The sequence below is a fragment of the Comamonas testosteroni TK102 genome, from assembly GCF_000739375.1.
GTDB lineage: Bacteria > Pseudomonadota > Gammaproteobacteria > Burkholderiales > Burkholderiaceae_C > Comamonas > Comamonas brasiliensis.
Window position 1 is genome coordinate 5,985,605 of record NZ_CP006704.1, and the last position, 11,918, is coordinate 5,997,522.

Sequence of the window (11,918 nt, forward strand, 5' to 3'; positions counted from 1 at the left end):
GGCAACGCCAGAGATGGAACAGGTAGTCGCTCCGATTGGATATCAGTGGCCTTTGGTGATGGCAATGTGCTCATCGTGAGCGAGTATCTGATGCAAATCATCGAAACTCAGTCTCTCGAGGCTATGGCGCTCAATCTGGATGCCTTTGATGTCATCGTCATCAAGTCCAGAGTGCACTTCCGTCGTGGATTTGATGACAGCGGGTTCTCCAAAGCGATTTATTTGGTTGAGCCCGACGAAGCGTTCTTGGGTACAACCAAGCTGAATAAGTTGCCTTACAAGAATGTCGTTCCGTCCAACTACTTCCCATATGGTTGCAGCGATTTCACGATAGAACCGCGCCAGCACGAGGCAATGACTGGATGAGCGAGAGGCTAGCTCGGCTAGGACGCGTTGGTTGAAGCGTTATACGTTTGACCCAACCTCTTAGCGACAAATCTCGCATTAGCCACGCCAAGGTGAGGTCCGCTCTCAATTTATCGAGTGCTACTCGGGTGGCAGGCGGGAGAGTATCTAAGGCTCTGATGCCCCTGAACAAACCGATGTATCAGTACAAAAGTAGCTAATTTGTACTCATACATCGGTACATCTGCAGCTTTCGCTCCTTGACAACTGGGCACATCGAGCTGCCAGAGCTAGCAAGCAATCAGCACGAAGAAACGGGCGGTCCAGCACTACCTTGCCGCACAATTGACTCATGAGCATTTCAGAGCGCAAGGAAGCAATATTGAATGCGGTTAAGGCTGCTCCCAGCCCTGTCCGGCCAAGCACATTGATGGACTCCATCGCGAGTTCTCGAGCCTCTCTCAATCGCGATTTGAAAAGCTTGGCGGACGCTGGGCTACTGCAAATTCAGGGCAAGGGGCGTTCGACGCGTTACGTCGAAGGAGTCGACCCCAACGAGCCTCCAAAGGCCCGCCGGCGATGGTCGACAGCAGCAACGGCGTTGCTTCAGTCATTAAGCACACCGCCAGCTACGCGTCCACAAGTTCAGTACGACCTCAGTTTCTTGACTGCCTACACCCCGAATCTGTGCAGCCTTCTACCGCCACAGCTAGCCCTACATTTGTTCCATGCAGGCTATTGCGGACAAGCAAGCTCTGTCCATGCCGAGCCAGCAGAGCAACCTCTTAAGGAACTTGCATGGTCATCTGCTTGTCTTGATGGCATCTCCATGAGACTTGATGACGCCAAGCTGCTCCTAAACGGGCAACCTCACGCAGACGGTCTCAGCAGGGACGCTTTGGTACTTCTCAATCACCAGGACGCTCTCGACTACGTCAGGGCTATCGCGGCAGAGCAAGACCTGTCAGCGGCGACCATCATCGATGTGCAAGCCTTGCTGATGAGGGACTTGGTGGATGCCAAGCTCATTGGCAGCATCCGCGCCCGGCCTATCTATGGCTGCGACTATGCTCCCAGCCACGACCCTGCCATTCTGCAATCGTTGCTTGAGTCCATCGGCAGGAAGGCTCAACAGATACACAACCCTATCGAGGCGGCGTTCTTTACGTGGGTGAATTTGTCGTACCTGCAGCCCTTCAATTTCGGCAATGGCGCGACTGCTCGCCTAGCTGCTAACGTCCCGTTGCTGCATAAGAACTGCGCTCCCTTATCGTTTCAGGGTGTGGGGAGAGCCGACTATGAGCTTGCGCTCAGTGGTATCTATCAAAAGCGGGACGTAAGGGCCGCGGTCGAGCTATTTGAATTTGTGTATCGCAAATCTGCGCAGAGCTTTCAGCAGTGAAAGCACCGGCTAGTTGCTGACTGATATCTCCGCCTGGCTATGGCAGTGAGGAGGGGATTGTTGCGGTTGGGTTACCCGGACGCCAGACCGTGACTTTCCCCGCAACAGAGAGCCTGCATTCGGACGACCAGCCATCTCCGTCAGTTAGGAAGAACGGTCTTGATGGCAACGGAAAGCCTTATCAGCTTCATTGGCTGTGGTCGGTTCAATCACACTGAACTCTCAGTTCTACCTGCAATAAACACATAGCAGGCTGAACACTTCCGTCAGGTGCTCACGCACCATCTCCTCGCTGAGCTTTGCCGAATTGATGCACTAGTTCTAAGTAGTTGAGATTTTTAGCGAGATTGCGCGGGTTTACCCGCAAATTGCATAAATTCCCTCAAACTAAAATGAGACAAGTGTCCATCCATCGGACACACAAATGCAATCGCAACCCTCAGAATTCAACCTTAGGAGACCCATGACTGAAGTTCCCAAAAACGAGCGCGACCGCTTGTCAGACCGTGTTGTCATTGTCACAGGCGCAGCGCAAGGCATTGGGGCAGCATACGCCTTGGCGCTGTCACAGCAAGGAGCTCACGTTGTTTGCGCAGATATTCTTGACACCAGCGCGATAGTTCAGCAATTGAAAGCGAGCAGACCTGAAGCAAGGGCAATCGGCGTCCATGTAGATGTGACCGATGCTCAGTCCGTAACCGCAATGGTGGAGCATGTAGTTGCTGAGTTCGGGCGCATTGACGTGCTTGTGAACAACGCTGCCATCTTTGGAAACCTCACGCTCAAACCATTTGAAGAAATCAGCTCTGGTGAATGGGACAAAGTTATGGCCGTCAACGTCAGAGGCGCCTTTGAATGCGCGAAGGCTGTAGCACCTAAGATGCGTAAGCAAAGCTACGGAAAAATTATCAACGTTGCTTCCGGCACAGTTTTCAAAGGAACACCTATGTTCCTTCACTATGTGACATCCAAGGGAGCCATAGTCGCCATGTCACGCTGCCTGGCACGTGAGCTTGGCAAGGACAACATTTGCGTTAACACCTTGGCTCCAGGTCTAACGCTAAGTGCAAATGTCGCAAGCAACCCAGACTGGCAAGGCAGCACCGCAGCGGGGATTGTGTCGTCGCGTGCGATACCCAGAGAGCAGACTCCTGACGACTTAACAGGCACTTTGGTTTACTTAGCTAGTTCTGATAGCGACTTCGTCACAGGACAAGTAGTCGTCGTTGATGGCGGTTCGGTCACACACTGACGAGGGAAGTACAAATGAACACATCGCTGTATATCAATGGCCAATGGACGAATTCTGGAAATCGGCAACTGGCTGATAGCTACGACCCTGCAACTGGTGAGTCCCTAGGAAAGTTTGTCGATGCAACCGTAGAAGACTTCGGTGCTGCGATTGCCGTAGCGCATAGAGCGTTTCAGAATCCGACGTGGTCTCAAAACCCGCGGCTGCGCCAACAGGTTCTGAACGCTTGGGCCGCGAACCTCGAAGGTAGAGCAGAAGAAATCGCTCATCTTCTCACGCGTGAGAACGGTAAGGTTCTCGCTCAATCTCGCGGGGAACTTGCCGGCGCAATCTCTGAGATTCGCTACTACGCAGGCCTCGCACGTCATATCCCAGGTCATGCACTCGAAGTAGAGCCTGGCGTCTTTTCAACGATGATTAAAGAGCCCGCTGGTGTGGCAGCCATCATCGTTCCTTGGAATGCACCAGTGGTACTTCTCATTCGTTCGCTCGCGCCAGCACTTGCGGCTGGGTGCACGGCTATCGTCAAACCGGCTCCTCAAACAGTTTTAACTAGCGCAGCGGTCCTGCAGGAGCTCTTCCGAATCGAGGGGTTGCCTCCTGGCGTGGTGAACTTTTTGACAGAGCTGGGGCATGGTGGCGCGCAACTTCTGACTACAGCACCCGAAATCGATGTCGTTAGTTTCACTGGCTCTAACCTGACGGGCCAACGAATCATGGCCGCTGCAGCGCCGACTATGAAAAAGCTGTCGCTTGAGTTGGGTGGAAAATCTTGCTGCATCGTTTTTGAAGATGCGGACATTCAGAAGGTTGTTCCCCAGATTGCTGCGGCTGCCACTGTGATTTCTGGGCAGCAATGTACCGCTGCTCGGAGAATTCTTGTGCACTCTTCGCAGTTCGAAGCAGTGAAGCACTTGATGAAAGATGCTCTGCAAGCCGTATCCATCGGGTCAGGCCTGCACGCGGGAATTGGCATGGGGCCGCTGATTGACCCAATTACCACGTCAACCGTTCAGGCGAGCATCGAGCGAGCCATGGATGAAGCTGATGAAGTAGTCTTAAAAGGCACACGACTCCAAGGTGACTTCTCGAAAGGCTGCTTTGTTTCGCCAACGCTGGTGGCTCATCGAGACACCTCGTCGTTCTTTGTTCAGGAAGAGATTTTTGGCCCATTTGTTGTCATTGAGTCCTTCGACTCAGAAGCCGAGGCAGTAAAGCGTGCGAACCATACAGAGTTCGGGCTGTCTGCGAGCGTGTGGACTGACAACGGTGCACGCGCCTGGCGAATGGCCAGGGCCCTTCGGAATGGCACGGTATGGATAAATGACCACAACAAGCTGTTTGCGGAGGCCGAGACAGGTGGCTATCGCCGAAGCGGGCTTGGGAGACTTCACGGAGTAGATGCGTTATTCGATTTCACAGAAATCAAGCACATCTATCAAAGTGTTGGTGTTGTGCCTTACGAGGGCTAGACATCAGGACCTCAACATTGCATTGAGGTCAAGAGTTCAATAAAAAGTGGGGCCGAAGCCCCACTTTTTATTTGCCTTGAGTCCTAGAGGTCTAGCACTAGGCAGTCTGACTTGCACCCAGAAACACAAATCATTATGGAGCGATTGGTGGCTTGCTCTTGCTTGCTCAGCACGAAGTCGTGATGGTCAACCTCACCAGAGATTACACGTGCTTCGCAAGCTCCACAGACGCCTTCCTTGCAACTGTACTCTGCGTTCACGCCGGCTTCCAATATCGTGTCCAGCAGACTTTTGCCTGGCTGAACCTCGAGTTGAATGCCTGACTTTTTAAGGATAGCCGTATAGCCAGATTGCTCACCTGTACTGGGCTTTACCGTAGCTCCGCCAAAACGTTCAAGGTGCACATTGACATAGCCAAGTTCTTCACATGTCCGCTCAAAGGCATCAAGCATTGAGGTTGGGCCACAGCAGTAGTAGTGCGCGCCCGGATGATGCGCACTGAGCAATGAGGCAAGATTGGGTGTCGCTTGTTGCTCATCGCTGAAGTGATAGGTCGCGGTCAATCTGCTGGGACACGTGGCAACCAGCTTCTCGACTTGCTCAAAAAATGCAGCCTCCGCTTTGCTGCGAGCACAATAAATAATGTGCGCAGACTTGCCCAAGGCTTGGAGTCTTTGAAGCATTGCGTAAATAGGCGTGATACCTATCCCGCCAGCGACCAGCACCGTGTGCTCAGCACTTTCATCCAGCGCAAAGTGATTCCTTGGCACGCCGATTTCGATGTACTGTCCCACCCGAAGATTGTCGTGAACAAAAACTGAGCCACCGCGGCTACTTGCATCCTTCTTGACGGCGACTACATATCGTTCGGTATCACCGGGGTTGATAAGGGAGTAGCTTCGTATGAGTCCGTTGCCTAGGTGGAGGTCCAAATGTGCGCCGGCCTCCACCGCAGAGAAACCCTGGGTGTCCTTGCCCGGGCGCAGTTCAAGGCTAATAGTGTCTGGCGCCTCAAGACGAACGCCGACAATCTGTGCCTGTACGGGCTTTGAAGCCATAGAAAATCCTCGAGGCACCACCCGCCATAGGCGGGTGGCTTTCTTACATGATGTGAAGGCCGCCGTCGACCAGAAGCGTGGTTCCAGTGATGAACGAGGCTTCAGAGGACGCCATCCACAGGATTGGCCAAGCGATTTCGGTTGGGTCTGCCCAACGTCCAATGAGCGACGTGTCTTTGCGCTCTGTCTTGAGTTGCTCGACACTCTTACCAGCTGCTCCGGCGCGCCCTACGTGGAAATCCGTCAAGGTCGAACCTGGGCACACTGCATTGACACGAACACCGTTGGCAGATTCTTCAAATGCCAGCGAACGCGTGAACGAGAGTTGAGCAGCCTTAGTAGCGTCATATAACGCCATGCCTTTACGCCCTGTGACCGCGTAGCAAGATGAGACATTGACCACCGCACCACCGGATTTACGAAGCTCTCCAATGGCTGCATGGCAGTAGTTAGACATCCCCACTAAATTGACGTTCACCATTGCTTGCCACTCCTCGGGCGTCGCTTCCGTCGCGGCAGAGTAGTTCCGCATGGCAGCGTTGTTCACGAGGATGTCTAGCTTGTTCCACTTGCTGGTGGCCTGAGAAACTGCCTCAATGGCCGCGTTGCGGTCGGACACGTCCGCAACGAAACATTGAAGGCGTGCTTCTGGCATGACTTCGAGGATTCGCTCACGGGTACGCTCAAGTGCTTCTCCATTGGCATCGACCATCAGCACAGAGGCCCCCTCCTGGCTAAAAAGGGCTGTTGCTGCTGCGCCGATGCCCGAACCGGCACCGGTAATGAGGGCTACTTTGTTATTCAGACGGGCTTCACGCATTTTTTCGCTCCTTGGTCACAGGCTGAAAACAGGCTTCTTTGTGCTGTCTGCCAGGTTCTCTTTTGCCCACTCCAATGGGTCGATGTCTCGATTCAGAAGGACGCCTGCAGGACGGACATGTTGCTCAGCGGAGTCAAGCGCAGGAGGTGTTTTTCCCTCCTCAAGACCGAGCGCTGCTTCATGCAGCATCCGACGCGCCATCACAATAGCTCGGTCTGTTGGGAGGAGTCGTTCAGCTTCATGGTCTTGAATGGAGCCCATGCTTTCTTGCAAGGAATAGTCCTGCGCAGAGAAGCCGAAGATACCGCTGTAGGCTCGCTTTTCCTTTTGAGCGAGTCGGTCCATGCCGTAATCGTTGTCACGGCTCTGCATGGGAATAAAACTGCCTGGTGCTTCGTATTCCACGTGAATACCTTTGCCAGCCTCCATGGCCTCGAGTTCTTCCGCAGAGAGAGGACGGTCGGGCTGCCAGTTGATGCTCCAGGCCCAGCAGTTGTGGTCATCAATGGGAACCCATACGTGGCCACCCAGAGCATGTTCGCCGAATGGAGCGATGAGCGTGAACCAAGGGAAGAGGTACTGGGTGATACGCCAGTAGTAGGAGTCTGGTTCCCCATTGCGACGGCCAAACAGACTCAGGCCAAAAGGTGTTTGCTCAATTTCAAACTTAACGTTGCCATCGGCCTTGATGTAGTCAAGAGCCTTTACGCCTTGGTGCATTGGGTCGTGGTCGACTTCGAAGCTATGCACGTAGGAGACGTGAGCGGTGTCAATGCCGCCTTCCATTGCTTGCAGGTAGTTGCTGTACTGCAGTCGCTTGGACACGAAAACGTGCTCTGGAGGAAGCATGCACCATTCGAGCTCTGGAGGCGCAGGCTGATGCTCTGCAGGGCCCATGTAGGCCCAAACTATCCCGCCGCGTTCAACGCAGGGATAGCCTTTGATATGCATACGTGAACATGCTTGGGGCGAAGACGGAACATCCACGCACTTCCCATCACCGTCGAACTTCACACCGTGATATGCACAGCGGATACCGTTCTCTTCATTACGGCCAAAGTAAAGCGAGACGCCACGATGAGAGCAAAACTCGCTGATGAGACATGCGCGACCTTCGGAGTTGCGAAACGCCAGCAGCTTTTCACCTAGGAGACCAACACGCACTTGAGGGCCATCGGCTTCAGCGATTTCATCCGATTTCAAGGCCGGCACCCAGTACCGACGAAGCAGGTTACCCATCTGGGTTCCTGGGCCGACACGCGTCAGTGTTTCAGACATTTCCTTGTTCATCTGGGTCTCCGTTCGGACTTCAAACTGTCCATCTGTTGATAATGGAGTCCATTGTACGAACAATAATTAGCTTGTCAATCTGGAGTGGCAAGGTTGTTGCGGGTCTTTGGGCGGTAACATAGAGAAAAATTTTTGAAATCCTGCTCTATGTCTGAGACTGAAAAGATTGGCGACAGTGTTCGCGCTGTTGACCGAGCCCTGGAGATACTTCTGGCCTTCACGGTCAGCGACCAAAGGCTCACTGCAGCGGAATTGCTCAAGCGCGTCGACTTGAGTCGTCCGACGCTGTACCGACTACTTAAAGCACTCGAACACAACGGGTTCATCGTTTCCTCCGGTGACCCTCAGCGCTTTGAACTCGGTCCGTCCGTTGCTCACCTTTCACATGTCTGGAGCTCAAGCCTGGACGTGTCGGCGGTAGCTCAGCCAGCTATGCGCCGCCTGTGGGATGAAACTGGCGAGACGGTGTCGCTACTTGTTCACCAAGGCTCCAGCAGAATCTGTGTCGCAGAGCTGCCCAGTGCTCAGCCCTTGAGCTTTAAAAGAGGTGTGGGCTATCGCGAAGACGTGACGCTAGGTGCCAGCGGCCGAGTCATCCTCGCGCATGTCCCGAATCCAGAGACATATCTGTCGAAAGACAAAGTCAAGAAGGCTGACGTGCCCACGTTCATGAAGCGCCTTGAAGACGTGCGCAATGCCGGCTTCGCGGTCAGCAGGGACGAGCTCATTGAAGGCGCTGTAGCTGTTGCTGCTCCATTTTTTGTCGGTGGAGGGAAAGTGATGGGCTCGCTGGCAGTGTTTGGCCCAAGCGTGCGCATGGGAGACAAAAAGGTCGAGCAGGTTGCGCAGTTGCTCAAAGTTGAAGCGGAGAAGCTATCTCAGGCTCTTGGACAACAGTAGTGCCCTATATGAGCGAAGGCGCCACAATGCGGCGCCCTCGTTAAAGCATTAGTCGGCTCTCGCACCAGTCGACTTGATAACGGCACCCCAACGCGGGATTTCTGCCTTAATCCAGTCACGGAACTGCTCGGGTGAACCGGCAACAACCTCAAATTCCATTTTTTCCAGTTGCGCCTTGACGTCAGGCATCCGAAGAATCTTTACGATTTCCTGGTTGTAGCGCTTGATGATTTCCGGTGGAGTCTTCCCAGGAGCAAGGAAGCCAATCCATGATGTAGCAACAAAGTTTGGAAAACCTTGTTCAATCATCGTGGGAACCTGTGGCATCGATGGAAAGCGCTTCGTTCCCGTCGTTGCAATTACCTTGAGACGCCCTTCTTGGACGAACTGCGAGATATTCCCTGGCACGAGGAAAGCTGCATCAACAATGCCACCAACTAAATCCACAACGGCCTGAGTTGCCCCCTTGTATGGGACGTGAGTGATGTCGGCACCAGTTGCTGACTTGAGCATTTCCATGGTCAAGTGAGATGCACTCCCCACGGACACTGAACCATAGCTCATTGGCTTCTTCTTCGATAGCTCAATGAACTCCTTGACGTTGTTGGCCTTTACGCTGGGATGCACCGCCAGAAACTGAGGTGAAGAGACTGCCAGAGTGATAGGAGTCAAGTCCTTCTCAGGGTCATATGGAAGCGACTTGAAGAGAGTCTTGTTAATAGCGATAGGGCCATTGAATCCTGTTAGTAGGGTATGCCCATCTGGTGCGGCCTTTGCAACCTCAGCTGCCCCGATATTTCCGCCCGCACCGCCTTTGTTCTCAACAATGACGGCTTGCCCAAGGGCATCCTGCAATTTGTTTGCGACCAAACGAGCAAGCGTGTCGTTGGTGCTGCCGACGATTGGGACAATGATTCGAACGAGTTTAGTGGGCGACCATTGCTCTGCACTTCGCGCGAAGGGAGTCGCAGATGCGGCTGCCGCACCGAGCATCGCAAGTGCGGTGCGTCTTTGTATTGGTTTCATCGGGGAGTCTCCTTATATGAGGGATGCCAGGTTCGGATGCCCAGCAATTTGGAAAGGGGGCGTCAACCTCTCCGTTTAATCCAGGGTCAGGTTTATTTTTCTGACGGCCTGACCAAGCTCGGTTCCTTGCTTGTCTATCAGTGAGTTCATAGCCGCTACGGAACTTCCAGTTGCGGTGTACCCAATCTCTTTCATCCGAGCAGTTACGCTGCTGCTTCGGAGTACTTTGTTAATGTCTGCATTCATCCGCTCGATGACGGAAGGTGGAGTACCAGCCGGAGCGAAAAGGCCTACCCAAGATGACGCGGCAAAGTTAGCTGGCCCGCCACTTTCCAACACCGTGGGAACGTCTGGATGTGCTGGTTCACGCTGAGGTGCAGCTATGGCAATAAACCGAAGCTTCCCCGCCTTTTCGAGATTCCCGGCGCTTGGAATCGAAGCAAACGCCCAATCAATGTCTCCTCGGGCGAGGCTGGTGTAAAGGGTCGAGTTTTCCTTGTATGGCACATGCGTCATGCGGACTGCGGCCGCATCAGAGAGCATTTCGCCTCCTAGGTGCGCAATGCTCCCAATTTGCCATGAGCCATAGGTCAGCTTGTTGGGTGAAGCCTTCGCTGCAGCCAAAAGTTGATTGACCGTTTTGTATGGCGAGTTGGCAGGGACAGCTACAAAGAAATAGCTTTCATGAAGTGGAGTGATGGGAGCCAAGTCACGCTTCACGGAGTACGGTAGCTTCTTGTAGAGATGCGGTAGTGCCGTGACATTCATCCCTTCAAGGTGCAACAAAGTTGTGCCATCTGGCACCGAACGCTTTGCTTCTGCAATCGCAATAAAGCCACTTCCTCCAGGCTTGTTCTCGACGACTACAGGAATCTTCCAAGAGCTTGCGAGCGACTCAGCAATGATTCGCAACATTGCATCCGGTCCAGAACCCACAGAGAACGCCGAGACGATTCGCACCCTAGAGGGCAACGTATCTTGCGCATACGTGCTCAGTGAAGCCAAAAGGCCGATGGCCAAGATGCTGACAAGGTTGCGTCGAATCATGTTTCTCTTTTCGCGGGGCTATGGGATGAAACAAGTCATGCATGGTTGATGTAGCACAAGCTTGCTCTTGCATGTCCGTACTAAGGACAGGCGTATCATCACACGGACACAAAAGAATTTAACTAAGGGTATTCCTTAGAGATAAGTCATCCACCTTCGCTCAGACGTAACTTGGCCGACAGATGACCCAACCGTCTGCGCCAACGTACTTCGCATGAGCCAGTTGGATGAGGCTTAGCTTTGGTCACGAGCCTTTGAGCGGGCACGACAACGCCTGCCCGCTCAAAGGCAGACAACAGCGTGATGCACCAAATGGATTTAGCTAAAGAGCTCTTTTATGACTGAGCGCAGCCACAGAAGACCGGCTTCCTTGTTGAAGCGAGCATGCCAGTACTGGCTTACCGCATAGCTAGGAAGTCGTAGAGGAGGACTATGTGTGGTGACATTGTGCGAGCGCTCAAAGTTCAGAGCCAAGCTACGAGGTATCGTTGCAATGAGGTCGCTTTCCGCCACGATGGGGCCAATAGATAGGAAGTGCCCAACCTTCATTGCAATGCGCGCATTAACGTTCGGTGCCCGCAAGAATGCATCTACAGCTGACGCGTGAGCAGTGTTGTCAAAGCCAGTGACAACATGCCCAAGACTTTTGAATTGAGACAACGTCAGCTTTGCTGGGATTTTGGGGTGGTCACGTCTGGCTATGCAGGCATATTGCGCATCGAAGAGCTTTTGCTGATACAGACCGTCGTTCTCGAAGTTGAAGTATCCAAGCGCCAAATCAACGCTCCCCATGGCCATCGCCTTTGCGAGCTGAGGCGTCGACAACTGTCTTGACTCAATATCCACACTCGGCGCGACGCGCGCAATGTGTGCGGCGAGACGCGGCAAGAAGACCTGCTCGGCCGTATCCGACATCGCAAGATGAAAGGTCCGATTCGACGTTCGCGGCTCGAATCCAGACGCCTCTAAAGAGCGTCGTACGACTTCAAGAACAACGCCTGCGCACTCAAAAAGCGCATCAGCAGCAGGAGTTGGCAGCAACCCCTCGGAGCTTCTGACGAAAAGCTGGTCTCCGTATGCATCTCTAAGCCTAGCTAGACAACGACTCATCGCAGGTTGACTAAGGCCAAGCTCTAACCCTGCCGCAGTCAGGCTCCGCAATCGATACACGGCATCGAATAACTCCAGGAGATTGAAGTCAACGCGATTGGAAAGCCGTTGTGTAGCTCTAACCATCATGCTCCTAGAGAATGCCAACTATCAGTACATATCATTTTACGCATGACGTGCCCGAACCTACGATTAG

At 53.4% G+C, this 11,918-nt stretch carries 11 protein-coding genes; 5 read left to right on the plus strand and 6 right to left on the minus strand.

Translation table 11 applies throughout. The features are described 5' to 3' along the window. Positions 1-45: 45 nt before the first annotated feature. From O987_RS27150 to O987_RS27165, 4 genes are all read left to right on the plus strand, one after another. Positions 46-366 carry a hypothetical protein gene (locus tag O987_RS27150; RefSeq protein WP_043375880.1) on the plus strand — a complete coding sequence of 107 codons (321 nt, stop codon included), beginning with the start codon at positions 46-48 and terminating at the stop codon, positions 364-366. A 331-nt stretch (positions 367-697) separates the two neighbouring features. Then, complete coding sequence (locus tag O987_RS28560) at positions 698-1,747, plus strand: Fic family protein (RefSeq protein ID WP_080731621.1); 1,050 nt, start codon at positions 698-700, stop codon at positions 1,745-1,747. 463 nt (positions 1,748-2,210) lie between these two features. Continuing rightward, entirely contained in the window at positions 2,211-2,999 is a 789-nt protein-coding gene (locus O987_RS27160) for an SDR family NAD(P)-dependent oxidoreductase (RefSeq protein ID WP_043375882.1), read from the plus strand. 14 nt (positions 3,000-3,013) lie between these two features. Beyond that, positions 3,014-4,471, plus strand: coding sequence for an aldehyde dehydrogenase family protein (locus tag O987_RS27165; protein ID WP_043375884.1), 1,458 nt, complete (start codon positions 3,014-3,016; stop codon positions 4,469-4,471). A gap of 83 nt (positions 4,472-4,554) precedes the next feature. Here the strand turns inward: O987_RS27165 and O987_RS27170 are convergent, their stop codons facing one another. Genes O987_RS27170 through O987_RS27180 form a run of 3 tightly spaced genes read right to left on the minus strand, consistent with a single transcriptional unit; the run spans position 4,555 to position 7,639 of the window. Then, positions 4,555-5,529 (minus strand): PDR/VanB family oxidoreductase, encoded by a 975-nt coding sequence (locus O987_RS27170; protein WP_043375886.1) that lies wholly within the window; start codon positions 5,527-5,529, stop codon positions 4,555-4,557. 43 nt (positions 5,530-5,572) lie between these two features. Beyond that, on the minus strand, positions 5,573-6,349 hold the full coding sequence (locus O987_RS27175; protein WP_043375888.1) for an SDR family NAD(P)-dependent oxidoreductase: 777 nt from the start codon (positions 6,347-6,349) through the stop codon (positions 5,573-5,575). Positions 6,350-6,364: 15 nt separating this feature from the next. Then, complete coding sequence (locus O987_RS27180; protein WP_043375890.1) at positions 6,365-7,639, minus strand: aromatic ring-hydroxylating dioxygenase subunit alpha; 1,275 nt, start codon at positions 7,637-7,639, stop codon at positions 6,365-6,367. 147 nt (positions 7,640-7,786) lie between these two features. Here O987_RS27180 and O987_RS27185 point away from each other — a divergent pair, with 147 nt between their 5' ends. Next, positions 7,787-8,539 carry an IclR family transcriptional regulator gene (locus tag O987_RS27185; RefSeq protein ID WP_043375892.1) on the plus strand — a complete coding sequence of 251 codons (753 nt, stop codon included), beginning with the start codon at positions 7,787-7,789 and terminating at the stop codon, positions 8,537-8,539. A 48-nt stretch (positions 8,540-8,587) separates the two neighbouring features. On the opposite strand, the gene O987_RS27190 is transcribed toward O987_RS27185, so the two are convergent. The 3 genes from O987_RS27190 to O987_RS29630 form a co-directional block, all read right to left on the minus strand. Further along, on the minus strand, positions 8,588-9,565 hold the full coding sequence (locus O987_RS27190; RefSeq protein WP_043375894.1) for a Bug family tripartite tricarboxylate transporter substrate binding protein: 978 nt from the start codon (positions 9,563-9,565) through the stop codon (positions 8,588-8,590). Positions 9,566-9,640: 75 nt separating this feature from the next. Beyond that, positions 9,641-10,612: a Bug family tripartite tricarboxylate transporter substrate binding protein gene (locus O987_RS27195; RefSeq protein ID WP_043375896.1), complete on the minus strand. Its 972-nt coding sequence runs from the start codon at positions 10,610-10,612 to the stop codon at positions 9,641-9,643. A 318-nt stretch (positions 10,613-10,930) separates the two neighbouring features. Next, entirely contained in the window at positions 10,931-11,851 is a 921-nt protein-coding gene (locus tag O987_RS29630; protein ID WP_043375898.1) for a LysR family transcriptional regulator, read from the minus strand. Positions 11,852-11,918 lie beyond the last annotated feature (67 nt).

What these genes read in the sequence shown, in the direction of transcription:
- O987_RS28560 (WP_080731621.1), top strand. Translation starts at nt 698, where the DNA reads ATGAGCATTTCAGAGCGCAAGGAAGCAATATTGAATGCGGTTAAGGCT.
- O987_RS27160 (WP_043375882.1), top strand. Translation starts at nt 2,211, where the DNA reads ATGACTGAAGTTCCCAAAAACGAGCGCGACCGCTTGTCAGACCGTGTT.
- O987_RS27165 (WP_043375884.1), top strand. Translation starts at nt 3,014, where the DNA reads ATGAACACATCGCTGTATATCAATGGCCAATGGACGAATTCTGGAAAT.
- O987_RS27170 (WP_043375886.1), bottom strand. Translation starts at nt 5,529, where the DNA reads ATGGCTTCAAAGCCCGTACAGGCACAGATTGTCGGCGTTCGTCTTGAG.
- O987_RS27175 (WP_043375888.1), bottom strand. Translation starts at nt 6,349, where the DNA reads ATGCGTGAAGCCCGTCTGAATAACAAAGTAGCCCTCATTACCGGTGCC.
- O987_RS27180 (WP_043375890.1), bottom strand. Translation starts at nt 7,639, where the DNA reads ATGAACAAGGAAATGTCTGAAACACTGACGCGTGTCGGCCCAGGAACC.
- O987_RS27185 (WP_043375892.1), top strand. Translation starts at nt 7,787, where the DNA reads ATGTCTGAGACTGAAAAGATTGGCGACAGTGTTCGCGCTGTTGACCGA.
- O987_RS27190 (WP_043375894.1), bottom strand. Translation starts at nt 9,565, where the DNA reads ATGAAACCAATACAAAGACGCACCGCACTTGCGATGCTCGGTGCGGCA.
- O987_RS27195 (WP_043375896.1), bottom strand. Translation starts at nt 10,612, where the DNA reads ATGATTCGACGCAACCTTGTCAGCATCTTGGCCATCGGCCTTTTGGCT.
- O987_RS29630 (WP_043375898.1), bottom strand. Translation starts at nt 11,851, where the DNA reads ATGATGGTTAGAGCTACACAACGGCTTTCCAATCGCGTTGACTTCAAT.